This window comes from Arthrobacter sp. NPDC093125 (genome assembly GCF_044754225.1).
Lineage (GTDB): Bacteria > Actinomycetota > Actinomycetes > Actinomycetales > Micrococcaceae > Arthrobacter.
Map to the genome: position 1 here is coordinate 1 of NZ_JBIVOQ010000021.1, position 22,977 is coordinate 22,977.

Annotated in this window: 18 protein-coding genes; 4 read left to right on the forward strand and 14 right to left on the reverse strand. The window is 64.5% G+C overall.

Annotation, left to right across the window (positions count from 1 at the left end; genetic code table 11):
• Together ACIP9X_RS21285 and ACIP9X_RS21290 are read left to right on the forward strand one after the other, a co-directional pair.
• A partial coding sequence (locus tag ACIP9X_RS21285) for an MBL fold metallo-hydrolase (RefSeq protein ID WP_400481740.1) occupies positions 1 to 311 on the forward strand: 311 nt, incomplete at its 5' end.
• 128 nt (positions 312 to 439) lie between these two features.
• A complete protein-coding gene (locus ACIP9X_RS21290) occupies positions 440 to 2,761 on the forward strand; it encodes an FdhF/YdeP family oxidoreductase (protein WP_400481741.1) in 2,322 nt (773 codons plus the stop codon).
• On the opposite strand, the gene ACIP9X_RS21295 is transcribed toward ACIP9X_RS21290, so the two are convergent.
• From ACIP9X_RS21295 to ACIP9X_RS21315, 5 genes are all read right to left on the reverse strand, one after another.
• On the reverse strand, positions 2,703 to 4,424 hold the full coding sequence (locus tag ACIP9X_RS21295; RefSeq protein WP_400481742.1) for an alkaline phosphatase D family protein: 1,722 nt from the start codon (positions 4,422 to 4,424) through the stop codon (positions 2,703 to 2,705). The genes ACIP9X_RS21290 and ACIP9X_RS21295 overlap by 59 nt on opposite strands.
• Before the next feature lie 158 nt (positions 4,425 to 4,582).
• On the reverse strand, positions 4,583 to 7,090 hold the full coding sequence (locus tag ACIP9X_RS21300; RefSeq protein WP_400481743.1) for an FAD-dependent oxidoreductase: 2,508 nt from the start codon (positions 7,088 to 7,090) through the stop codon (positions 4,583 to 4,585).
• A 35-nt stretch (positions 7,091 to 7,125) separates the two neighbouring features.
• Positions 7,126 to 8,118 carry a formyltetrahydrofolate deformylase gene (purU, locus tag ACIP9X_RS21305; protein WP_400481744.1) on the reverse strand — a complete coding sequence of 331 codons (993 nt, stop codon included), beginning with the start codon at positions 8,116 to 8,118 and terminating at the stop codon, positions 7,126 to 7,128.
• A gap of 8 nt (positions 8,119 to 8,126) precedes the next feature.
• Positions 8,127 to 10,121, reverse strand: a complete 1,995-nt coding sequence (locus tag ACIP9X_RS21310) for a BCCT family transporter (RefSeq protein WP_400481745.1) — start codon at positions 10,119 to 10,121, stop codon at positions 8,127 to 8,129.
• A gap of 34 nt (positions 10,122 to 10,155) precedes the next feature.
• Entirely contained in the window at positions 10,156 to 10,506 is a 351-nt protein-coding gene (locus ACIP9X_RS21315) for a bifunctional 3-phenylpropionate/cinnamic acid dioxygenase ferredoxin subunit (protein ID WP_400481746.1), read from the reverse strand.
• Positions 10,507 to 10,757: 251 nt separating this feature from the next.
• On the opposite strand from ACIP9X_RS21315, the gene ACIP9X_RS21320 reads away from it, so the two are divergent.
• Together ACIP9X_RS21320 and ACIP9X_RS21325 are read left to right on the forward strand one after the other, a co-directional pair.
• On the forward strand, positions 10,758 to 12,008 hold the full coding sequence (locus tag ACIP9X_RS21320) for an NAD(P)/FAD-dependent oxidoreductase (protein ID WP_400481747.1): 1,251 nt from the start codon (positions 10,758 to 10,760) through the stop codon (positions 12,006 to 12,008).
• Positions 12,009 to 12,079: 71 nt separating this feature from the next.
• Positions 12,080 to 13,306 (forward strand): aromatic ring-hydroxylating dioxygenase subunit alpha, encoded by a 1,227-nt coding sequence (locus tag ACIP9X_RS21325; protein WP_400481748.1) that lies wholly within the window; start codon positions 12,080 to 12,082, stop codon positions 13,304 to 13,306.
• 217 nt (positions 13,307 to 13,523) lie between these two features.
• Here ACIP9X_RS21325 and ACIP9X_RS21330 read toward each other — a convergent pair whose 3' ends face one another.
• The 9 genes from ACIP9X_RS21330 to ACIP9X_RS21370 form a co-directional block, all read right to left on the reverse strand.
• Positions 13,524 to 15,023: a catalase gene (locus ACIP9X_RS21330; RefSeq protein ID WP_400481749.1), complete on the reverse strand. Its 1,500-nt coding sequence runs from the start codon at positions 15,021 to 15,023 to the stop codon at positions 13,524 to 13,526.
• 87 nt (positions 15,024 to 15,110) lie between these two features.
• The gene (locus tag ACIP9X_RS21335) at positions 15,111 to 15,629 is read right to left on the reverse strand and encodes a molybdenum cofactor biosynthesis protein MoaE (RefSeq protein WP_400481750.1); all 519 of its coding nucleotides are present in this window, start codon (positions 15,627 to 15,629) and stop codon (positions 15,111 to 15,113) included.
• A 10-nt stretch (positions 15,630 to 15,639) separates the two neighbouring features.
• Positions 15,640 to 16,524: a formate dehydrogenase accessory sulfurtransferase FdhD gene (fdhD, locus tag ACIP9X_RS21340; protein ID WP_400481751.1), complete on the reverse strand. Its 885-nt coding sequence runs from the start codon at positions 16,522 to 16,524 to the stop codon at positions 15,640 to 15,642.
• A 40-nt stretch (positions 16,525 to 16,564) separates the two neighbouring features.
• Positions 16,565 to 17,836, reverse strand: coding sequence for a molybdopterin molybdotransferase MoeA (locus ACIP9X_RS21345; protein ID WP_400481752.1), 1,272 nt, complete (start codon positions 17,834 to 17,836; stop codon positions 16,565 to 16,567).
• A 279-nt stretch (positions 17,837 to 18,115) separates the two neighbouring features.
• Complete coding sequence (gene folE / locus ACIP9X_RS21350) at positions 18,116 to 18,715, reverse strand: GTP cyclohydrolase I FolE (RefSeq protein ID WP_400481753.1); 600 nt, start codon at positions 18,713 to 18,715, stop codon at positions 18,116 to 18,118.
• A complete protein-coding gene (locus tag ACIP9X_RS21355; RefSeq protein WP_400481754.1) occupies positions 18,708 to 21,047 on the reverse strand; it encodes an FdhF/YdeP family oxidoreductase in 2,340 nt (779 codons plus the stop codon). The genes folE and ACIP9X_RS21355 overlap by 8 nt, the downstream gene beginning before the upstream one ends.
• 101 nt (positions 21,048 to 21,148) lie before the next feature.
• Entirely contained in the window at positions 21,149 to 21,430 is a 282-nt protein-coding gene (locus ACIP9X_RS21360; protein ID WP_400481755.1) for a hypothetical protein, read from the reverse strand.
• The gene (locus ACIP9X_RS21365) at positions 21,427 to 22,305 is read right to left on the reverse strand and encodes a bifunctional 5,10-methylenetetrahydrofolate dehydrogenase/5,10-methenyltetrahydrofolate cyclohydrolase (protein WP_400481756.1); all 879 of its coding nucleotides are present in this window, start codon (positions 22,303 to 22,305) and stop codon (positions 21,427 to 21,429) included. Before ACIP9X_RS21365 ends, ACIP9X_RS21360 begins: the two co-directional genes overlap by 4 nt.
• Positions 22,302 to 22,928, reverse strand: a complete 627-nt coding sequence (locus ACIP9X_RS21370) for a cyclodeaminase/cyclohydrolase family protein (RefSeq protein ID WP_400481757.1) — start codon at positions 22,926 to 22,928, stop codon at positions 22,302 to 22,304. The genes ACIP9X_RS21365 and ACIP9X_RS21370 overlap by 4 nt, the downstream gene beginning before the upstream one ends.
• Positions 22,929 to 22,977 lie beyond the last annotated feature (49 nt).

The following is a 22,977-nucleotide window of genomic DNA, read 5'->3' on the forward strand; positions in this document are numbered from 1 at the left end:
ACGCCGAACTGGCCGACGGTGACGTCTTCGAAGTCGGCGGCGCGACCCTGGAGGCGATCCACACCCCCGGCCACTCACCGGGCTCCACCTGCTTCCACCTCGCCTCAGAGGGCACCGTGTTCACCGGGGACACCCTGTTCAACGGCGGCCCCGGCGCCACCGGCCGCTCCTACAGCGACTACCCCACCATCCTGACCTCCATCCGGGAACGGTTGTTGCCGCTTCCGGCCGAGACGGTGGTCCGCACCGGCCATGGCGACAACACCACCATCGGTGCCGAGCGGGAGACGCTGGCCAAGGTGAGCCAGTAGAGCAGGTTCCGCAGTAGGGCAGGGTTTCCCACATCAAGCAGGATCCCGTGAGGCGCGCCAGGACAGCTGGCGCGCCTTGCCGGGCGTTTTGAACAAGCACGGCGTTAGCCGGTAAGGAAGTTGGAACAATGAAGTTCGGCATACAGCCCGCCCCCGTTGCGGACATCAACGAGGACTCCCTGGCGGTCGGCAAACCGAAAACGGAAGCCGCCGGCGTGAAGGCTGTGATGGTGGCCCTGGAGCGCGCTGTAGCCCAGGCCGGTGTCACCCGGACGGCGCAGTCCCTGCTGCGCCTGAACCAGCGCGGCGGCTTCGACTGCCCGGGCTGTGCGTGGCCGGAGTCGGACAAGAAGCGCAAGGCTGCCGAGTTCTGCGAAAACGGCGCCAAGGCGGTGGCCGAGGAAAACACACTCCGCACCGTCGGGGCTCAGTTCTGGGCGAAGCACTCCATCGCGGAGCTGGCGGAGAAGACGGAGTACTGGCTGGGCAACCAGGGCCGGCTGAGTGAACCGGTGGTGATCCGGGAAGGCGAGACGCACTATTCGCCGATCTCCTGGGCTGAGGCGTTCGAGCTGATTGGCGAGCACATCCGGGCCAGCACCCCGGACCGCTGCGTTTTCTACACCTCCGGCCGCACCGCGAACGAGACCGCGTTCCTGTACCAGTTGTTCGCGCGGGCCCTGGGCACCAACAACCTGCCGGACTGTTCCAACATGTGCCACGAGTCCTCCGGCTCGGCGCTGAACCCGACCATCGGCATCGGCAAGGGCACGGTGTCCCTGGATGACATCCACGATTCCGAGCTGATCTTCGTCGTCGGGCAGAACCCCGGCACCAACCACCCCCGCATGCTCTCGGCGCTGAAGGAGTGCAAGGACAAGGGCGGCAAGGTGGTGGCGGTGAACCCGCTGCCTGAGGCCGGCCTGTTCAACTTCAAAGACCCGCAGACCGTCTCCGGCGTGGTCGGCGGCGGCACGCCGCTGGCCGATGAATACCTGCAGATCAAGGTCGGCGGGGACCTGGCGCTGTTCCAGGCCCTGGGCCACCTGCTGCTGGCGGCCGAAGAACGAAACCCGGGCACCGTCGTCGACCATTCCTTCGTTCAGGCGCAGACCGACGGCTTCGAGGCCTACCGCCAGGCGCGCCGGGAGCTGGACTGGACCGAAACCGAGAAGGCAACGGGCCTGTCCCGGGCCCAGATCGAGGACGTCGCCGGGATGCTCATCCGGTCCAAGGCCACCATCTTCTGCTGGGCCCTGGGCGTGACCCAGCAGCCGCACTCGGTGGACACCATCAAGGAAATGATCAACGTCCTGCTGCTGCAGGGCAACTTCGGCAAGCCCGGCGCCGGTGCCTGCCCGGTCCGCGGGCACTCCAACGTCCAGGGCGACCGCACCATGGGCATCTGGGAAAAGCCGAAGGAATGGCTCCTGCAGGCACTCGACAACGAGTTCGGGATCGCCTCCCCGCGGCACCACGGCTACGACGCCGTCGAATCCATGGAGGCCTTCGAACGCAACGAGGTGGACGTGTTCGTCTCCATGGGCGGGAACTTCTCCTTGGCCTGTTCGGATACCGAGACGCTGGAAGCCGGGATGCAGCGGATCGGGCTGACCGTGCACATCTCCACCAAGCCCAACCGGTCCCACATCGTGCACGGCCGCACCTCGCTGATCCTGCCCACCCTGGGCCGGACGGACAAGGACGACAAGCACGCCAAGGGCGCCCAGTTCCTCTCGGTGGAGGACTCCATGTCCGTGGTCCACTCCACCCAGGGCAGGCTGACCCCGGTCTCAGAGCACCTGCTCGCCGAACCGGTGATCGTGGCGCGCATGGCCGAGGCCACCTTCGGCCCGGACCACCCGGTGGACTGGAAGGCCATGGCCGAGGACTACGACGTGATCCGGGACCACATCTCCCGCGTCCTTCCCGGCTTTGAGGACTTCAACACCCGGGTACGGACCAAGAACGGCTTCGTGCTGCCCAACCCGCCCAGGGACACCCGCTCCTTCGCCACCGACATCGGCCGCGGCCGCTTCACCGTCAGCCCGCTGGAATACCTGACACCGCCGGAGGGGCACCTGGTGCTGCAGACCATCCGCAGCCACGACCAGTACAACACCACCTTCTACGGCCTGGATGACCGCTACCGCGGCATCTCCGACGGCCGCCGCGTCATCCTCATCCACCCCGAGGACCTCGCCGAGCAGGGCTTCCAGGACCGCGACCTCGTAGACGTGATCAGCACCTTCCAGGGCCAGGACCGGCACGCCGAGAAGTTCCGGCTCGTGGCCTACCCCACCGCGAAGGGCTGCGCCGCCGCGTACTTCCCCGAAGCCAACGCCCTGGTCCACAAAGAAAACGTCGCCCGGGTGTCGAACACCCCCGGATTCAAGGCGATGTTCGTCCGCTTCGTGCCGCATGTTCCTGAGGGGTCCGAGGCGCCATAGTCAGGGATGCCACGTTCTCGAGCCGTGGGTTCAGGTCGTCGCCGCCGTCCACAACGCCGGTCTCCCACCATAGGTGCAGGCCGTCGTCGGACACCTCAAGGCTGGCGAGGTTGTTGCTGAACCAGGGACCCCTGACGCGGGACCAGCGAAAGGGTGGGTCCGGAACACGCGCTGAGCGTGCCACCAGGGCGCCGATGGGAACGGCCAGTCCGTAGGACATGACGGCCCCGAAGGATCGCATGAGCCGGGGGAGCGGGTTGCGGATCGGGGAGCAGACTGCCTGCAGGATGCGGCTGCCGGAGGAGCGTTCTACCTCAGCGACATAGGAGAAGTGCACGTCCCCGGAGAGGAAGGTAACGGTTTCCGGGGCCGGGCCGCGTTTACCGTCGGCGACCTCGGTCGCCATGGCAGCCACGTCCCGGAAGCTCTGTTGGAAGGCGCCCCAGTGTTCCAGGTCCACCGCTTGGCGCAGCTTTTCACCCGCCCGCGCAGCCAGCTTGCCCCACGCGCCCTCGGATATGGCCTCATTCCAGGACTCGACATGGTGCAGGCCCATCGGCAGCAGGAAAGGCAGCGACGTGGCCACCAGCAGGTGACGGAAGCCGCCGCGCATCTGCCCGTCCAGCCAGGTCATTTCCGCGCCGTCCAGCAGGGCACGCCGTTCCGGGTCCAGGTTCCGGGCGGCGCGGGAATCGACCACGATGAGCCTCGTGTCTCCGAAGTCCCGGCAGAAGCTCCACCGGTACGAGGCCGGGTCCTGGTCTGCGAGTTCGGCGAAGCGGTCCAGCTCCGCGCTCAGGTCGGGTTCGTCCCCGCCCGGATGCAGAACGATCTGCTGCCAGATCACATCCTCCGCCCGCTCCTGCGGTGAGAGGTTTCCGAGATGCTGATAGACCCAGTAGGAAGACAGCCCGGCGACGATCCGCTCATGCCACCACGACGTGGCTTCCATCTTCTTCTTCCAGCTCAGCGAGGCGTTCCAGTCGTCACGGATGTCGTGGTCATCGAAGATCATGGCGCTGGGCAGGGTGGACAGCAGCCATCTGTTTGCCGGGTCGGACCAGGCCAAGTGGTACAGGTGGGCGTATTCCTCGTAGTCCTTGAGTTCCTCGCCAGGCGGTTCCTTGATGTCCCTGCGGGCCCGGATGAACTCCTGCATCTCTTCACTGGTTGAGTCCGCGTAGACCTGGTCTCCCAGGAAGACCACCAGTTCCGGCCATGTTGTGCCGTTGGTTGTGCCGCTGGCGGTGCCGCTGCCGGCGGCAAGGGCCAAGGCGTAGGCGCGCAGGGAATCGACGCCGTGCGTGCGGTTGCCGGAGGCATCGTGCGGAACGCTGGTGCGGCAGGAGCCGTAGGCCAGTCGAAGCTGTGCGCCGGGCTTCAAGGTGGCGATCACCGGCGGCGGAAACTCCGAGTCCGGATCGGGCCAGGAATGGTTTCCGTCAATTTCCACGGTGTAGGGCACCACCGCTCCCGGCTCCAGCCCCTCTGCCTCCACCAGGGCGTAATGGTGGCCGTGTACCGCGAAGGTGCGGGCCTCCCAGCTTTGCCGGCCCGCGCGGACTGTGACGCGGGCAGCGTCCCGGGTTTCCACCCAGATGCTCGCCGAGGTCTCATCCACGTGCCGCATGATCGGGCCGAGCACCAGGGATGAGGTAGTCATGACTCTGTTCTACCCGCTCGGGGCCCGCCTCGGCTATGGGGTGTGGCTGCGGGGTCCGCCGTCACCCCCACCACATCGCGCGAACGTACAGTTGAGGCCCCGCTGCCTTTCGGAAGCGGGGCCTCAAGTGTACGCTCGCGCTCAACCAGCGCTGGCTGTTAGCCGCGGAGGCGCTCCATGCCCGGGTCGAACAGCGGTTCGGCGGTGACGGTCGCGGCTACCCGCTCACCGAAGTACTCGATCTCCACAGAGTCCCCGACCTCGACGGCGGCCGGCAGCCAGGCGTAGGCAATCGGCTTCCGCACGGAGTAGCCGTAGGCGGCGCTGGTGACGTAGCCCGCCGCCGCGCCGTTCACGTATACGGGCTCCTTGCCCAGCACGATGGAGGTGCCGTCGTCCACGGTGAGGCACCGCAGGATCTTCTCGGCGGGCTGTTCCTTGCGGGCGGCCAGGGCCTCGGCCCCGATGAAGCCCACCTTGTCCTTGGCGACCGAGAAGCCCAGGCCGGACTGGTACGGGTGGTGCTCGGAGGTCATGTCCGTGCCCCACAGCCGGTAGCCCTTCTCGAGGCGCATGCTGTTGAACGCGCCGCGCCCGGCGGCGACGATGCCGTGCTCCTGGCCGGCTTCGAAGAGCAGGTCCCAGAGCTTGAGGCCGTACTCCGCGGTTGTGTAGAGCTCCCAGCCGAGCTCGCCGACGTAGGAGAGCCGCATGGCTGTGACCGGGATGCCGCCCACGGAGATTTCCTTGGTGCGGAAGTACTTCAGGCCGTCGTTGGAGAGGTCGTCCGTACTGACCTTTCCGATGACTTCGCGTGCCAGCGGCCCCCACAGGCCGATGCAGCAGGTGCTCCCGGTGATGTCGGCGACGTGCGCCCACTGACTGGGATCGGCAGCCGACTGCTTCCTGGCCTCAACGCGGAGGTAATCGAAGTCGACGTTGCTGTTCACGCCAAGCTGGAAAGTCTCCTCCCCGAGCCTGGCCACGGTGACGTCACTGCGGATGCCGCCGTCGTCCGCCAGCAGGAGGCAGTAGGTTACCGCGCCGGGCTTCTTGGTGATGTTGCCGGTGCTGAGGCGCTGCAGCAGCGCCAGCGCGCCCGGGCCGTTCACCGAGAGCCGCTTGAGCGGCGTCATGTCATAAAGCCCGACGGCGGTGCGCGTCTTCCACGCTTCGGCCGCCGAGATGGGCGAGGAGAACATGGCGGCCCACGGTTCGCGTTCCGGGGTCTGCCACTCTGCCGGGAGTTCCTCCAGCAGGCCGCGGTTGGCCTCGAACCAGTGCGGACGCTCCCAGCCCGCCGACTCCAGGAAGAAGGCTCCGAGTTCCTTCTGGCGGACGTTGAACGGGCTCACCCGCAGGTCGCGGGGGGATTCCTTGGGCTGCAGCGGGTGCAGGATGTCGTAGATCTCGACGAAGTTCTGCTGGGACGTTTCGCTGACGTATTCGTCGCTGGTCTGGACCTCTTCGAACCGTTCGATTTCGCAGCCGTGCAGATCCGTGCGGGACTGTCCATCGACCAGCAGTTCGGCCATCGCCTTGGCCACGCCCGCGGAGTGCGTGACCCAGACGGCTTCGGCAACGAAGAAGCCTTCGACCTCGGGCGACTCGCCCATGAGGGGGCCGCCGTCGGGGGTGAAGGAGAAGATGCCGTTGAAGCCGTCCTGGATCTGGGTCCGGTGCAGGGCGGGCAGCAGGTCCTGGCAGTCTTCCCATGAAGGCGCGAAGTCCTCCAGGGTGAAGTCCAGGCGGGAGGGCATGCGGTGCTCGGACATCTGGTCTGCGTCCACGCGGGGGAGGAGTTCCATGTCGACGGGCAGCGGGCGGTGGGCGTAGCTGCCGATGCCGATGCGGTCGCCGTGCTCACGGAAGTACAGGTCCCTGTCCTGGTAGCGGAGGATGGGCGAGCGGGCACCGTTCGGCTGCTCGTTCAGGCCCTTCTGTTCGGCCAGGGCGGTGGTCTTGACGTACTGGTGGGCGAGCGGCAGCAGGGGCACCTTCATGCCCACCAGCTTGCCCACCTCGCGGCCCCAGAACCCGGCGCAGGAAACCACAATGTCCGCCGGGATCACTCCGGAGGAGGTTTCCACGCCGGTGACCTTGCCGCCCGCCTGTTCAATGCCGGTGACGGCAGTGGACCCGAGGAACGTCACGCCCGCTTCGCGGGCGCGGCTGATCAGCAGCTGGACTGCCCGGGCCGCGGAGGCGAGTCCGTCGGAGGGAACGAGGAGACCGCCAAGGACCTGGCGCCCGTCCCTGAACTGTCCCTTATTCAGCAGCGGCCAGTACTTCTCGCATTCATCCGCGTCGATGATCCGGCCCTCAACGCCCCAGGAGGTGGCGTAGCCGAGCTTGCGCTTGAGGTCCTGCAACCTGGTTTCGGTGGTGGCAAGCTCCAACCCGCCCACCTGGTTGAAGCAGGACGTTCCCTCGGCGCTGAGGGACAGGAGCTTATTGACCGTGTAGGTGGCGAACTCCGTCATGGTCTTGGACGGGTTGGTCTGGAAGACCAGTCCGGGGGCGTGGGAGGTGGAACCACCGGCGAGCTCCAGCGGGCCCTGTTCGACGACGGTGATGTTGTTCCAGCCCCGGCTGGCCAGTTCGTCCGCAAGGTTGGTGCCGACAATGCCGGCGCCGATGATGACGACCCGTGGTGATGCGCTCATAAGTGGTTCTCCTGGTTGCTTTGCGGACGTTGCCGTCAGCGGAATACGACGGTGCGGGTGTTGTTGAGCAGGACGCGGTGCTGGCAGTGCCACTTCACGGCCCGGGACAGGGCCTGCGATTCAGCGTCCCGGCCGACTGTGACCAGAGCGTCCGGATCGAGGCTGTGGTCCACCCTGAAGACCTCCTGCTCGATGATTGGCCCCTCGTCGAGGTCCGCGGTCACGTAGTGCGCGGTAGCCCCCACGAGCTTGACACCGCGGTCGTAGGCCTGGTGGTAGGGCTTCGCTCCCTTGAAACCGGGCAGGAAGGAATGGTGGATGTTGATGGCCCGGCCGCGCAGTTCGTTGGACAAGCCGTCGGAGAGAACCTGCATGTAGCGCGCCAGCACCACGAGGTCCGCGTCGTACTCTTTGACGAGTTCCAGCAGCCGGGCCTCGGCCTCGGGCTTGGTTGCGGCGGTCACCGGAACATGGATGAAAGGCAGCCCGGCGTTTTCCGCCATGGGGCGCAGATCCTCATGGTTGGACACCACGACGGCGATCTCAGCGCCGAGGCTGCCGGCCCGCCAGCGGAAGATCAGGTCGTTGAGGCAGTGGCCGAACTTCGAGACCATGATCAGCAGACGCTGGGGCTGGCCGTCGTGGATGGCGAAATCCATGCCGAATTCGACGGCCGTTGGCGCGAACTCGGCAGTGAGGCCTTTGGCGGTCTGCTGGTTGAGTCCGTCGGCACCCGCGAAATCCAGATGTGCCCGGTCACGGGTTTCTAGTGCGCCGCCCGTGAAAGCGGTGCGCAGGTACAGTTTCCCGCTGACGTGGTCATCGAACTGCTGGTGCTCCACGATGTCGAAACCGCGGTCGGCCAGGAAGGTGGTCACCGCCCTGACAATGCCTGGCCGTTCGGGGCAGGCCAGGGTGAGGACGAACTCCGCAGGGCGCGTCTTGGCCAGGGAGCGCGGGGCGGCCACGGTTTCCGTCGTAAAGGGTGCTGCGGCGCCGGCGGACCGGGCTTCAAGAGTTGTGGTCACGATATCTCCTACTTGGGGGTCACGGCGCTGGAACCGCCGGGACAGGGGGCGTCGCCGGCGCAGCGTTCGCCGCACTCATGCTTGGTTACAAGGTCGAACTGGACGCCGCCGTGCTGGTCGACGCCGGTGCGGATGGCCCGTTCGACGACGGTCGTGGCGAGCCTGCGCCGCAGGGCCAGCGGGTCGCGGCGCAGGTCCCGCGCCAGGGCGACACAGAGCAGCAGCATGACCAGTACGAATGGCAGGGCGGCGACGATGGTGATTCGTTGCAGTCCGGACAAGGCTTCTGATGGTTCATCTCCACCGGCCAAGAGCATCACTGCGGCTACTCCGCCAGTCAGCAGGCCCCAGAAGATCACCAGTCCGCGGCGGGGTTCGTTGGACCCGTTGGAGCTCAGTGAGGCCATGACGATGGAGGCCGAATCGGCTCCGGTGATGAAGAAGATCGCTACCAGGACCATGGCCAGGGCAATCACTGCGGCGATAGCCCAGCCAGCCATGGGGAGGTTCTTGACCAGGTCGAAGAGGGCGCCGTCGAACGAAATGGTGGGCACGCCGTCGACCATTTTGGCGAGTCCGTCTGCCGGGTTGTCCGTCTTGTCAGCTTCGGCCTGGATGCTGAAGGCGGTGCCGCCGAAGATGCCGAACCAGATGACGCTCACGATGCTGGGCACCAGGAGCACGCCGGTGACGAACTGCCGGATGGTCCGGCCGCGGCTGATGCGGGCGATGAACATGCCAACGAACGGTGTCCAGGACACCCACCAGGCCCAGTAGAAGATGGTCCAGCCGGACATCCAGGTGCGCAGGGCGTCGTCTCCGACAGCTTCAGTGCGGGATGACATTTCCGCCAGATCACGGGCGTAGTCGCCGACAGCGGAAGGGATCAGGTTGAGGATGAACATGGTGGGGCCGGCCACGAAGACGATGAGGGCCAGTATGACGGCGAGCACCATGTTGATGTTGGACAGCCACTGGATGCCGCGGCTAATGCCGGAGACGGCGGAGGCCACGAAGCAGGCTGTCAGGATGGCGACGATCACCACGAGCACGGGCGTGCCGATTTCCCCGGCCCAGCCGTTGGACGTCAGGCCGCTGCCGATCTGCAGGGCGCCCAAACCCAGGGATGCTGCGGTGCCGAAGAGCGTGGCGAAGATGGCCAGGATGTTGATGAACTTCCCGACCGGTCCTTCGACCATCCTGACGCCGAAGAGGGAGGTGAAGGCGGCGGAGATCAGCTGCTTGCGGCCGAGGCGGTAGGTACCGTAGGCCATGGCGATTCCTACCACGGCGTACATGGCCCAGGGGTGCAGGGTCCAGTGGAAGATGGAGGTGGCCATGGCGGTCTGGATGGCTTCGGGGGTCTGTCCGTCCACGGTGCCGGGCGGGGGAGAGATGTAGTGGTAGAGAGGTTCGGCAACGCCGTAGAACATGAGGCCGATGCCCATGCCGGCGGCGAACATCATGGCCACCCAGGACACGGTGCGGAATTCGGGTTTTTCGCCGTCCTTGCCCAGCGGGATGTTGCCGAACTTACCGAGGGCAAGCCACAGGACGAAAATGACGAAGAGGGAGGCCAGCCCCATAAACAGCCAGCCGGTGTATTGCATGACCCAGTCAAGGATGTTCTGGGAGGTGCTGGAGAGGCTGTCGCGCCCGAAGAAGCCCCACATGATGAAGGCAACGGCGAATACCCCGGTGATCCCGAAGGTCACTTTGTCGAGGGTGAGCTTCCGGTTCCGGCGTTCCGTCACGGCCTGCTCGGTCTTGGTCTGGCGGAGCTCCTGCAGGATCTGATCGTAGTCCTCCAGTTCAGACAGGGGGTCCGCCACCGGCTCTGTCGAAGGTAGGTCATGGTCCTGCGGGCGGTGCGGGGCGACTTCGTCGGCGCCCTGGGACCGCTTGGAAGAATAGGGGTCTTCTGCGGCGCTGCCGCCGGTGTTGAGATTGGGTTCGCTGCTTAGGTTGTCACTGCTATATCGGGTGTCACTGTTTTGAGCCATGAGGAAGTCCTTTGCTCGGATTCATGGGCTTGCTTTAGATGTGGCCGTCTACGGTCAGGCCAGGGGGGAGGTTGGGGACCTCGTTGGATTCGGTGATCATGATGTCGCCGTCGATTACTGATACTTCGTGGATACGGACCGGGAGCTTGGCCGGCGGGGCATCCACGCCTCCTGTACGCAGGTTAAAGCGGGATGCGTGGAGCGGACATTCGACCCAGCAGTCCTCGACCCAGCCGTCTGCGAGGGAGGCGTCCTGGTGCGTGCACGTGTCGTCAATGGCAAAGAGTTCGCCCTCCTCGGTGTGGAAGACAGCAATGGGGGGAGACGTTTCCAGACGGAGCGCTTCCCCTGGTGCCAGTTCACTGAGCGGGCATGCCTTGTGCATGGAGGACCTCTTCTTCTTTGTCGAGCGGTGATGGGTGCAACTTCCGATTGCCGACTGTTCCGTAATCAACAACAGCAATCGCTATAAGCAACAGAGTGCGGTAGCTCACAACCCGCTGTCAAGGTTTTTCTGTTGTGTTGCGGCCCCCGGGCCTTCCGTTAAGGGCCACCCTTGACAGCCGCCGTGGCATAGATCACTCTGTTGCATATAGCGATCATTGTTGCGTAAGAAGCAATTGAAGGAGGGTGTCGATGGAGACGCTTGCAATTGTGGGAGCCTCCCTGGCTGGCCTATCGGCCGCACGGGCGGCCCGCGCCCAAGGCTTCACCGGACGGCTTGTGGTGATCGGTGATGAGCCGCACCGGCCCTACGACCGGCCGCCGCTGTCCAAAGACTTCCTGCTCGGTGCCATCACCGCAGAGGACCTGTACCTGGAATCCGAAACGGACGAGCTGCAGGCAGAGTGGCTGCTTGGAGGCGGCGCTGTTTCCCTTGACGCCGAATCGCGCAGCATCCGTCTGAAGGACGGCCAGGTGATTCAGGCGGACGGCATTGTCATCGCCACGGGCGCCCGGGCACGCCAGTTGCCCACCCTTGCGGGACTGAGCAACGTGTTCTCCCTGCGCACCCTTGCGGACGCCCAGGCCCTGGCCCCCGAACTGCTGCCCGGCAGCAGGATGGCCGTCATCGGCGCCGGCTTCATCGGAGCGGAGGTCGCCTCGGCCGCCGTGTCCCGTGGCATGGAAGTCACCATAATCGACACGAAGCCTGTGCCCTTCGCCGGTCAGTTGGGGGCGGAGATGGGAGCAGTGGTGGCCGGGCTGCATGCGGCCAACGGCGTGGAGCTGATCCCGTCCGCGACCGTAGAGGATTTCTACAGCTGTGAAGGGAATGTCTCTGGGCTGCGGCTCTCTGGCGGCCGGTACGTGGGTGCGGACGTCGTCGTCGTTGGCATTGGGGCGGAACCCAACACGGGATGGCTGTCAGGTTCCGGGCTGGAACTGAACCCGGGCATCGTCTGTGACGCCATGGGCCGCACCAACGTGCCTGGAATCGTAGCCGTGGGAGACTGCGCCGCCTGGTTTGACCCAGCGGCCGGAATCCACCGCCGGGTCGAGCACTGGACTGGTGCCCTGGAGCGCGCAGCGCTGGCTGTCCGGGCCCTCCTCGACTCCGAGGCCCCCGGACAGCCTGCCAAGCCGGCCTACTTCTGGTCGGACCAGCACGGCGTCAAGATTCAGTTCGCCGGGCACTCTGCCGGCTATGACCGCCTCGAAATCGAAGCCGGAGACCCCCTCGCCCACAGTTTCCTCGCCGTGTACTACCGCGGGGACTCTGCCGTGGCAGTCCTGGGAATGAACCAGCCGCGGCTCTTCACCAAATGGCGCCGGAGCCTGGCTTCGCCAGCGCCGGCACTGGCATCGCCGCTACCTGCCCAGCCTGCCGCCCTGGCGGTACCGGCAGGGGCAGCCGCACTCGTGGGGGCCGCCGCCGTGTCTTGAAAAGCAGCAACCACTTAACCCTTCGCCGTCACCATGGATTACCAAGTTTTTTGTTTTGTTAGGAGTACACATTGTCTGTTGAGGTAAGCACCCCGAGCCTGATCCCGACGCTGGGCGGTCATTTGTATACGGATCCGGCGATTTTCCGGGCCGAGCAGGAGCGTATTTTTGAGCAGATGTGGTTCTGCGCGATCCGTTCGGCGGATCTGGATAAGGCCGGTGCGTGGCAGACGGTGCAGGTCGGGCGGGAGAGTGTGCTGATCTCCCGGACCCGCAAGGGGCAGATCCGGGCGTTTTACAACGTTTGCCGGCACCGCGGTGTGAAGCTGTGCATGGAGGAAAAGGGCGAAGCGGCCCGTAACTTCCAGTGCCCGTACCACGCCTGGACGTACGACTTCGAGGGCAAGCTGATCGCTGCGCCGAACCTGACGAAGATGCCTGACATCGACCGGGACGAGTACGGCCTGGCCAAGGTCCACATCCGTGAATACCTGGGCTACGTGTGGGTGTGCCTGGCCGAGGAGCCGCCGTCCTTCGAAGAGGAGGTCATGGGCGCGATCGAGGAACGTCTGGGCGACGTCCACGCCATTGACGGGTACGACGTGGCGAACCTGTCCCTGGGCCGGCGGATCCGGTATGACGTGAAGGCGAACTGGAAGCTCATCATCGAGAACTTCATGGAGTGCTACCACTGCGCCACGATCCACCCGGAACTGACCGAGGTGCTGCCCGAGTTCGCCGACGGCCTGGCCGCGCAGTACTTCGTGGGCCACGGCGCGGAGTTTGGTGAGGACATCAAGGGCTTCACCGTGGACGGCTCCGAGGGCCTGGATGTCATCCCGGGCGTGGGTGAGGACCAGGACCGGCGCTACTACGCGATCACGATCAAGCCGACCGTGTTCGTGAACCTGGTTCCGGACCACGTGATCATCCACCGCATGTTCCCGATGTCCGCAGACCACACGATCGTGGAGTGCGACTGGCTGTACCTGCCCTCCGTGGTGGAGTCCGGCAAGGACGTCAGCGCCTCCGTTGAGCTGTTCCACCGCGTGAACATGCAGGACTTCGACGCGTGCGAGCGTTGCCAGCCGGGCATGGCCTCCAAGTCCTACGCCAAGGGCGGCGTGCTGGTCCCCAGCGAACACCACATCGGCGCTTTCCACGACTGGGTCCAGGAAAAGGTCGGCGACGTCCAGCTCTCCGGAGAAGCACTGCTGGGCCTCACCAAGGACACCCCGCCACTGGAAGAACGCGCCGAAACCCTGCAGCGCAAAGAGACCCCAACCCCAGCCTCCTAAAGCCGAGACTGCCTGTCATCACTGCGTGAGCCTGGAGCGAGATCAAGATTTCGCTCCAGGCTCACGCAGTTTAAAAGAACTGACCGCTGATTGAGCCTGCCGAAATCCACGTCCAGCGAGCAGTTCAGAGCGGGATCACCCACCGCCCGGCTAGCTCATCACAAAAACCCCGCTGCGGCTGTGCCGCAGCGGGGTTTCGGTGTCATCGACTAAGGGGTTAGCCGATCTTGTTGGCTGCCTCTGCATCCGAGAGGGAGGCTGCGCCGAGGTTGGCGCGGAGCTTGGCGCCGAGGTCGGCGTCAACGTTGGTCCAGTACTGGATGGCGCGTTCCTTGATGCCGGGGCTCTTCACGCCGCCCACGGCGCCGGTGATGGTCTCCAGCAGGCGGGCCTTGGCGCCGTCGTCGTAGACCTCACGGTAGAGGGTTCCGGCCTGGACGAAGTCGCCGTCCTCGGCGTGCAGGGAGTGCGCGGCGAGGGTCAGCTCGCCGTCGTTCTCCCACCCGCCGGCGGGGTTCTGCGGCTCCACAGCGGCCGGGCCGCCCAACGTGTTCGGTGCGTAGACCGGAACGGAAGGGGCGTTGAACAGGTAACGCCCGGCGCCGTCCTGGCTGTAGTTGTTGACCTGGCTCTTGGGCTGGTTCACCGGGATCTGGGCGTGGTTGGTGCCCACACGGTAGCGGTGCGCGTCGGCGTAGGAGAAGATGCGGGCCTGCAGCATCTTGTCCGGGGACGCGGCAATGCCCGGCACGAAGTTCGACGGCGCGAAGGTGGCCTGCTCGATCTGCGCGAAGTAGTTCTCCGGGTTCCGGTTCAGCTCCATGGTGCCGACCTTGATCAGCGGGTAGTCCGCGTGCGGCCAGACCTTGGTCAGGTCAAAGGGGTTGAAGCGGTAGGTCTTGGCGTCCTCGTAGGGCATGACCTGCACGTGCAGGTCCCAGGAGGGCAGGTTGCCGGCTTCGATGTTCTCGTGCAGGTCCCGGATGTAGAAGTCCGCGTCCGAACCGGCCAGGGCCTCGGCCTGCTCGGATGTCATGTTCTTCACGCCCTGGTTGGACTTGAAGTGGTACTTAACCCAGAAACGCTCACCCTCGGCGTTGATCCACTGGTAGGTGTGCGAACCGTAGCCCTGCATCTCACGCCAGGAAGCCGGCAGGCCGCGGTCACCCATCAGCCAGGTCACCTGGTGCGCCGACTCGGGGGAGAGGGTCCAGAAGTCCCACTGCATGTCAGCGTCGCGCAGGTGCGTGCCCGGCAAGCGCTTCTGGGAATGGATGAAGTCCGGGAACTTGATGCCGTCGCGGATGAAGAACACCGGGGTGTTGTTGCCCACGAGGTCGTAGTTGCCCTCGGAGGTGTAGAACTTCACGGCGAAACCGCGCGGGTCACGCCAGGTGTCCGGGGACCCGTTCTCGCCGGCAACGGAGGAGAAACGGATCAGCATCTCGGTCTCGACACCGGGCTGCAGGAACGCGGCCTTGGTGTACTTGGAGATGTCCTCGGTGGTCTTGAACGTACCAAACGCGCCGCCGCCCTTGGCGTGCACCACACGCTCCGGAACCCGCTCACGGTTGAACTGGGCGAGCTTCTCGACCAGGTAGTGGTCCGTGAGGATGATCGCGCCATCGGCACCGACGGACTTCGAGTGGGCATCGGACGTGACGGGAGCGCCGGACTGCGTGGTGGACACGGCAGGCGCAGAGATGTTCAAGGTCATCTTTCTCCTAATTGTTGGTTTCCGACAGTGTCAGTTTTCGACGGCTGTCGAGGACTTGTCAGTTACGTTTTGCAGGACATCTTGGGCTCAACCAGCCGGCAGATGGAGTGCGGGGCGCTGCCCGGTTTCAGCCTGGAGTCTTCGTGTTCTGCCTGCCACCGGCTCATCGGCGCCCACCCATTCCACCGAACCGTCGTTGAAGACCTGTTCTTTCCAAATGGGCACGCCAGCCTTGATGCGGTCCACCAGCTCGGAACAGATGGTGAACGCCTGGCGGCGGTGGGCAGCGGAAACAGCGCATACGAGAGCCACGTCGCCGATCTGCAGCGTACCAATGCGGTGGGCCGCCCAGATCCGCACGGGGTGTCCGTTCTCCTCCGAGTGTTCGTCAAGGAGAGTGGCCACAACCTCCAGCATCGCCTGCGGTGCGGTGGGGTGGGCCGTGTAGCTCAAGCACTCCACCGGCCTGCCGCCGTCGTGATTACGCACAACCCCCCGGAAGCTGACAACGGCCCCTGCCTCGGCACCCTCAACCGCGGCAATGGCGTCGTCCTCAGAGATGGGATCGGCGGTGAGGACGGCCCCGATCACTTCACAATCAGCCATTGGATTCCTTTCAGATGTTCACGCCGATGTCGGCGGTCGCCAGGGGAGGTGCCACCCGTTCTTCGCCGACATACACGTTGAGGCTCTTGCCCCGGCTGAACCCCACGAGGGTAAGGCCGGTCTCGTCAGCAAGGTCCGCCGCCAGGCTCGAAGGTGCACTGACAGCGGCCAGTACCGGGATACCCGCGAGGGCAGCCTTCTGCACGAGCTCGAACGAGGCTCTGCCTGAGACTTGCAAAACGGTTCCGCGCAAGGGCAGCAGCCCTTCGCGCAGGGCCCACCCAATGACCTTGTCCACCGCGTTGTGCCGCCCCACGTCTTCACGGAGGCAAAGCAATTCGGCCCCGTCACTGCCGATCTTAAACAGCCCTGCCGCGTGGACGCCTCCGGTCTTGTCGAACAAGGCCTGAGCTTCGCGCAGCTGCTCCGGGAGCCGCGCCAGGACGTCGACCGGCACGCGCAGGGAGTCTTCGCGGGGGCTGTAGTTGAGGGTTTTGCGGACGGCTTCGATGGACGTGCTGCCACAGATGCCGCATGAACTGGAGGTGTAAACATGCCGGCCGGTTTCCGGCAGCGGCAGGCCGCCGCGAAATTGGGCTTCGACGACGTTGAAAGTCTGCCGGCCCTGTTCATCCTCGCCTGAGCAAAAGCGGAGCGACACGAGATCCGACTGGTTGCTGATGATTCCTTCAGACACCAGGAATCCGGCTACGAGGTCGAAGTCGTCTCCGGGCGTCCTCATAGTCACCGCGAAGGACATGTTGCCGAAGCGGATTTCCAGCGGTTCCTCGGCTGCCAGCACGTCCTCCCTGTGCCGCACGGGGAATTCAAGGGCGGCAGCGGAGCCATCCAGGAGGTACCTGTGGACCTTCCGCCGTTGGGTCAAGCGTGCCATGTGGTGAACTCTCCTTGCCTTGTTGTCCTGATCGTCATGGTCAGGCCCGGGCAATCTGCGGTTCCGGGCGCCACGGGAGGGTAAAGGCCGACACCGGCTCGCCTAACTTGACGCCATGGGAGGGGACCACCATGACACCGTCGGCTGAAGCGAGGCCGCGCATCATGCCCGGCCCGGAGTAACGGGCCGGAATTGCAAGACCGTTGACCCAACGGAAAGGCATCAGCCGGGTGGATGCCGGGTGGGCATCGATGACGGTGCCGCAGGGCACTTGGTTGGTGTCGGCAAGAGGCTGGTTGCCAAGTGCGGCAAGGAGCGGAGCACCAATGGTGAAGAGCGCCATCAAGGCGGCCAGCGGGTTGCCCGGGAGTCCGACGACGAAACGGCCATTAGGCAGTTTGGCCAAGGCGGCCGGGTGGCCGGGGCGCATAGCGATGCCGTCGATGAGGAGCCGTCCGCCGAGGGCGGCAACGGCAGCTCGGAAATGATCCGCGCCGGAACGCCCTGTTCCTCCCGTTGTAACGATCACATCGGACCACTGGCCCATCGGAGCCTCAGAAGCCCCGAGCGCCGTCAGCCATGCCTCATAGGAATCCCCAATGCGGATCAACGGCCCTGGACTGCCGCCGAGCATGTGGATGAGTGTGCTGATTTGGGGCCCGAAAGCATCCCGGACCTGTCCCGGCGCCGGGACACGCGCCGTGACCACCTCTGATCCAGTCACCAGCATTTTGACCAGCGGTTTGCCCCGCACTTCCAACTGGTCGAAGCCGGCAACTGCGGCCAGGGCGATGTGCGCAGGATTCAAGGCTGTCCCTGCGGGGATCAGGACGTCGCCTGCTGCCGCTTCCTCGCCCGACTTGCGGATGTGCTGGCCTTGACGTGGTTCGCCCGATGAAGCCCCCTCCGCCAGCATCAGTGTGGGCTGGCCGCCCGCATTGGTCCCCAGTTGTCCGCTCTCCACCCGGAGCACTGCCTGGGAGCCCGGCGGTATTAGTCCGCCGGTGACGATGGGACTGGCCTGGCCGTTGCCGAGCGGCTTTCCTGGTTCAGTCAGCACCCAAGGTCCGGCCCCGTTGAGCGCCCAGCCGTCCATTGCTGACGAGGCGTAGTGGGGCATGTCTTGAAGCGCGGTAAGGTCAGCGGCAAGCGTTCTGCCGTTCGCCTCCACGAGTGGAACCCGCACCGGCCCAAGGGATGCGGCGCAATCAAAAGCCAACCGGCGGGCTTCCGCCCAGGTGAGGTCGCTGTGCGCTGCCAGCCCTCGATCCTTGCCCGCTCTGTCGACGGTTGGAAGGGCTGGAGCTGCCACTGGTCGTTCCCTCGTTGCTAAATTGTCTGGTGTCCGTTCGTTTCCCGAAAGCGGTGTTCCGGCGCTTACCTCCCCAGGTATTCAGGCCAACCGGAACACCGTTTACGGGAAACGACGTCGCCTTTCTCCGAAGCTGGCCGCTGTCTTGCTGCGTGCCCTTGGCAGCGGCTGCGCTTGCGGAGGGTGAGGCGCCTTTTGTGGAGGACGCCTAGGCGATAACTGATATCTATAATGTATCCTAAAGATATATCAAGGGGAAGGCCTGTGCTGTTGGTTACGCTAACGGCCCATTATGAGGCTGAGCGCCTCGGCGCGTGCTGCGGGCAGGCGCAGCTCGCCGCGTACTGCCGAGGTGATCGTTTTCGCACCCGGCTTCCTGACCCCCCTCATGGACATGCACAGATGTTCGCATTCCACGACGACAATGGCGCCCAGCGGCCGGAGGGCCGAAACAAGCGCATCTACTACCTGGGTTGTCAGGCGTTCTTGCACCTGTGGCCGTCGCGCGAACGCGTCCACCAGCCTGGCAAGCTTGCTCAGCCCCGTCACCAGTCCCTCGGCCGAGGGGATGTACCCGACGTGCGCCACACCATGGAAGGGCACCAGGTGGTGTTCGCAGGTTGAGTAGAACGGAATGTCCTTTACGAGCACCAATTCCTCGTGTCCCAGATCGAAAGTCTTATCAAGTACGGTCGCCGGATCCTCGTGGAGGCCGCCGTACATTTCCGCCGCAGCCCGGGCAACGCGAGCCGGAGTCTCAGCAAGGCCTGGCCGGTCAGGGTCTTCACCGACGGCGAGGAGGAATTCACGGACCGCCCGCTCAACCCGCGGGCGGTCCACCGCCTTGCCGGGCACCTCCACGGCTGTAGCCTCACCCATGACCTTGCGCTCCCGCCGGTTCCAACCTCACCACGACGGACTTGGACGTCGGGGTGCCGCTGGTGTCCGCCACCGAATCCAGCGGCACCAGCACATTGGTTTCCGGGTAGTAGGAAGCGGCGCAACCCTTGGGGGTCGAGTAGGAGACAATTCGGAACTGCTCGGCCCTGCGCTCTGTTCCGCGGAATTCCGAGACCAGGTCGACCATATCCCCGTCCGCAAAACCCATCTCGGCTATGTCTGCCTCGTTGACCAGTACGACCCGCCGGCCGCCGTGTATACCGCGGTATCGGTCGTCCTTGCCGTAGATGGTGGTGTTGTACTGGTCATGGGAACGAAGGGTCTGCAAGATCAACCGGCCGGCCGGGATCCGAAGGTACTCCAGGGCATTTCCGGTGAAGTGCGCCTTGCCTGATCGGGTATCGAATTCCCTCTTGTCCCGGGGTGGGTGTGGCAGAACAAAACCTCCTGGGTTCTGAATTTTCTCCTCGAAATTCTCGAACCCATCGACCACGGCCTCGATGTGTTTCCTGATCAGGGCATAATCGTCCCCGAGCGAAAGCCAGTTAGCCACAGGCGTGTTGGGAAGGGGAACTCCGGAGGCATCCGTAAACACCCTGTGTGCGAGGTTGCAGACGATGGCGACTTCGGACATCAGGTGCTCGCTTGCAGGCTTGAGCCGGCCGCGCGATGCGTGGACAGCGCTCATGGAATCCTCGACGGTCACCCTCTGGTCGCCGGACCGTTGGGTATCCCTCTCTGTGCGGCCCAGAGTCGGAAGAATCAGGGCGCGCTTTCCTGTCGCCAGGTGCGAGTGATTTAGTTTCGTGGAGATCTGGACCGTCAGGCGCGTATTGGCCAGGGCCCGCTCGGTAACATCCGAATCCGGAGCAGCCCGGACAAAGTTCCCCCCCATGCCGACGAAGAGGCGGACGTTACCGTCCCGCATAGCCCGGATTGCAGCGACTGTGTCGTACCCGTGGGCCCTGGGTGAACGGAACTGGAACTCCTGGTCCAGCCTGTCATGGAAGCCCTCCGGCATACGTTCGAAGATGCCCATGGTCCGGTCGCCCTGGACGTTGGAGTGTCCCCGGACAGGACATACCCCGGCTCCGGCCTTTCCGATGTTGCCCTGCAGCAGCAGGACATTGACGACGTCACGGAGGGTGGGCACTGAATGCTTGTGCTGAGTCAGACCCATCGCCCAGCAGACGATGGTTGAATCTGACGCCAGTAGGCGTTCCCCGGTAGCGGCGATCTGTTCCATGGTGAGGCCGCTTGCCTCGAGGATGTCATCCCAGCGGACCTGTTCCAGCTGCGCAAGGTAGGACTCGAGCCCGACGGTGTGGTGCTGGATGAAGTCGTGATCGAAAACCGTCCTCAGGCCGGGGCTGCTCCTGCCTGCACGTTCTGCTTCCAGCAGGTATTTGCCGAGGCCTTGGAACAGCGCCTGGTCGCCGCCGGCCCTGATCTGAAGGAAATCATCAGTCAGTTGGGTGCCCAGCAGCGTGCCTGCGACGGTCTGGGGATTCTCGAAGTGAAACAGCCCGGCCTCGGGGAGGGGGTTGACGGATATGATGGCGGCGCCTTTTTTCTTGGCCTTCTCCAGGGCGCTGAGCATGCGTGGATGGTTGGTGCCAGGATTCTGGCCGGCCACGAAGATCAGGGAGGCCGTTTCCAGATCCTTGAGGCTGACCGAGCCCTTGCCAATGCCTATGGTCTCCACCAAGGCCGACCCGGAGGACTCGTGGCACATGTTCGAGCAGTCCGGGAGGTTATTGGTGCCCACGCCGCGGACGAGCAATTGGTATACAAAGGCCGCCTCGTTGGACGTCCTGCCGGAGGTGTAGAAAACGCTCTGGTCGGGGTGATCCATGTCCTTGAGTTCCTGGGCGATCATGTCCAGGGCGGCGTCCCAGTCAATCTGCCTGTAGTGGGTTGCGCCCTCCTCCAGAACCATCGGGTGGGTCAGCCTGCCCTGCTGCCCAAGCCAGTAATCATCGCGTGTCTTCAAATCGGCGATGGAATGCCTGGCGAAGAATTCAGGTGTCACGCGGCGGCGGGTTGCTTCTTCCGCCACCGCCTTCGCACCGTTTTCGCAGAACTCCGCTGCGTTGCGCTTTTCGTGCTCCGGCCATGCGCAACCCATGCAGTCAAAGCCGTCGATCTGGTTGACCGCCAAGAGGGTCTGGACGCTCCGGAGCGGGCCCATCTGCTCAAGGGATATCTTCAGCGCATTGGCTACTGCGGGGATGCCGACGGCCTTGGTTTTGGGTTTGCCGACAGTCAGCTTCGACTCATCGATGTTCTCGCGGGGGGCTTTAAAGGCCATTGGTTTTCCTTCAAACTCTGGGCGGGCGTTGAATGCCGATTAAGTGGCGCAGGCCGGGTCGTGGTCCTTCGCAGGCAGCCGGGCCCGGAACCGTCTGCTGCTCAACCCCCCGCATGCGGAACTTCGGCCGTGACGAGGTTGCCGTCCTCCCGGAAGAACATCCGGCGGCCCCGGCCGAAGTCCAGGACCAGCCAAATGATCATGCCGTCCTCCGTCACGTCATCAATCCAGCCGCTGTACGGGACCGTGTACTCTTCCAGCACCGTGACGTAGTCGCCAGGGATGAGCGCTGACCAGTCGGATACGACCTTCGTGCTGGTTTTGGTGTTTGTGCTGCTGGTGCAATCAGCCGCAGTGCGGGGCGCCATGATTGTCTCGGTCATTGTGCGAGTACTGGCACCAGGGCTGCACGCGACTGATCACGGGCCGCTTCCGCGGTGTGCAGAAGAAGCAGCGATGTGGTGACGGAACCAACGCCGCCCGGGACCGGTGTCAGGGCGGCAGCAACGGCCTGGACACTGGCTTCATCGACATCGCCCACAAGCGAGCCATCCGAAAGCACATTAGTCCCTACATCGATGACTACTGATTGGTCGGAAACGTCTGCTCCGGTGAGCAGCCCGGTCCGGCCGGCGGCAACAACCACCACATCGGCAGTCTTGGTGTACTTGGCAAGGGGGCCGGACCGCGAGTGGCAGACGGTGGTGGTAGCGTCCTTTTGCAGCAGCAGGAGCGATAGTGGCTTGCCAACCACGGCTGAACGTCCGACCACCGCCACACTGCGGCCGGCCAGCGGGATGTCGAAGTGGTCCAGGATTTCTATGACTGCCCGTGCTGTCGCCGGGGCGAAGGCACGCTGACCGACAGCGAGGAGTCCCAGGCTTAAAGGGTTAGCGCCGTCGATGTCCTTTTCCGGGGCGATGTGCCTGACGAGTTCCTGGCTTCGAACCTCCGGGGGCAGGGGGGTCTGGAGGATGATTCCGTTTACCGAAGGCTGCGCGCTGAGGTCTTTCAGCACGGCAACCAGCACCTGCTCTGTGGCGTCGTGGCCGAGGTCGATGATCCGGCAGTCGATGCCGGCATTTTCGGAAGCACGTTCTATGGACCGCACATACCAGTGCGTCGAACTGTCCTCGGTGGCGACCACGACGGCGAGTGTCGGGCGCAGGCCCTCGTCGGCCAGGGCTTTAGCTTCTGCCTGGGCCTGTTGCTGTATCAGTTTCGCGAGGGGTTTGCCCGAGAGCGTAGTTGCCGTCATCGGAGGATCCTTTCCCGTACTTGCCGTGAGAGCGCGTCGGCTGCCAGGACAACTTTTTCTTCAAGGCCGTCAGTCTGTTCCGCCAGCGCTGCACGCGCCTGCGTATCCTTTATCGCTACAAGGTTGATGTCTATATTGACGCGCCCCGTGGTGGCAGCCGCCCTGGCAGCGTCGGCGGCTGCAGCTATATCGCTGATGACATTGGGGTTGGCAATATCCAGAAGTTCGACGGCGAGTTCCACTACGGCGCCGGCCATCCTGATCAGCTGGGCAGGCGGCTGGGCAGCCTGCACGAGTGCATTTTGAATGGCGGCTGCACGTGCCGCACGCTCCGAGTCGTCGGCCGCAGGCAGCTTGTAGGAGGCAATCACGTCATTAAAAGCGACTTCATCGGCATCAGCCAGCCGTATCGCCTCGTCGATGAGACGGTCGGCGGCGGAAATAATCCTGGACGTTGTCTGCCCGTACTGCTCATATTTTCCGCCGGTGGTGAATCTGGCCACCATGGCCACCAAGGCCGCTCCCTGCGCTGCATGAAGCGCCCCGGCCGCACCGCCACCTGGCGTGGGGTTCCGCGAGGCAAGCCTGCCGAGGTAGTCATTAAGTGTTTCTGAACCGATCATTTGTCCATTCCTGGGCTGGTTGGTGCTGAGGCGAGAAGGGGGATGCGCG

Excerpts from the sequence above, each read along its gene's own strand:
- ACIP9X_RS21320 (WP_400481747.1), top strand. The coding sequence starts at position 10,758 with ATGGAGACGCTTGCAATTGTGGGAGCCTCCCTGGCTGGCCTATCGGCC.
- ACIP9X_RS21300 (WP_400481743.1), bottom strand. The coding sequence starts at position 7,090 with ATGAGCGCATCACCACGGGTCGTCATCATCGGCGCCGGCATTGTCGGC.
- ACIP9X_RS21310 (WP_400481745.1), bottom strand. The coding sequence starts at position 10,121 with ATGGCTCAAAACAGTGACACCCGATATAGCAGTGACAACCTAAGCAGC.
- ACIP9X_RS21315 (WP_400481746.1), bottom strand. The coding sequence starts at position 10,506 with ATGCACAAGGCATGCCCGCTCAGTGAACTGGCACCAGGGGAAGCGCTC.
- ACIP9X_RS21365 (WP_400481756.1), bottom strand. The coding sequence starts at position 22,305 with ATGACGGCAACTACGCTCTCGGGCAAACCCCTCGCGAAACTGATACAG.
- ACIP9X_RS21295 (WP_400481742.1), bottom strand. The coding sequence starts at position 4,424 with ATGACTACCTCATCCCTGGTGCTCGGCCCGATCATGCGGCACGTGGAT.
- ACIP9X_RS21370 (WP_400481757.1), bottom strand. The coding sequence starts at position 22,928 with ATGATCGGTTCAGAAACACTTAATGACTACCTCGGCAGGCTTGCCTCG.
- ACIP9X_RS21360 (WP_400481755.1), bottom strand. The coding sequence starts at position 21,430 with ATGACCGAGACAATCATGGCGCCCCGCACTGCGGCTGATTGCACCAGC.
- ACIP9X_RS21330 (WP_400481749.1), bottom strand. The coding sequence starts at position 15,023 with ATGACCTTGAACATCTCTGCGCCTGCCGTGTCCACCACGCAGTCCGGC.
- ACIP9X_RS21355 (WP_400481754.1), bottom strand. The coding sequence starts at position 21,047 with ATGGCCTTTAAAGCCCCCCGCGAGAACATCGATGAGTCGAAGCTGACT.
- folE (WP_400481753.1), bottom strand. The coding sequence starts at position 18,715 with ATGGGTGAGGCTACAGCCGTGGAGGTGCCCGGCAAGGCGGTGGACCGC.
- fdhD (WP_400481751.1), bottom strand. The coding sequence starts at position 16,524 with ATGGCACGCTTGACCCAACGGCGGAAGGTCCACAGGTACCTCCTGGAT.
- ACIP9X_RS21335 (WP_400481750.1), bottom strand. The coding sequence starts at position 15,629 with ATGGCTGATTGTGAAGTGATCGGGGCCGTCCTCACCGCCGATCCCATC.
- ACIP9X_RS21290 (WP_400481741.1), top strand. The coding sequence starts at position 440 with ATGAAGTTCGGCATACAGCCCGCCCCCGTTGCGGACATCAACGAGGAC.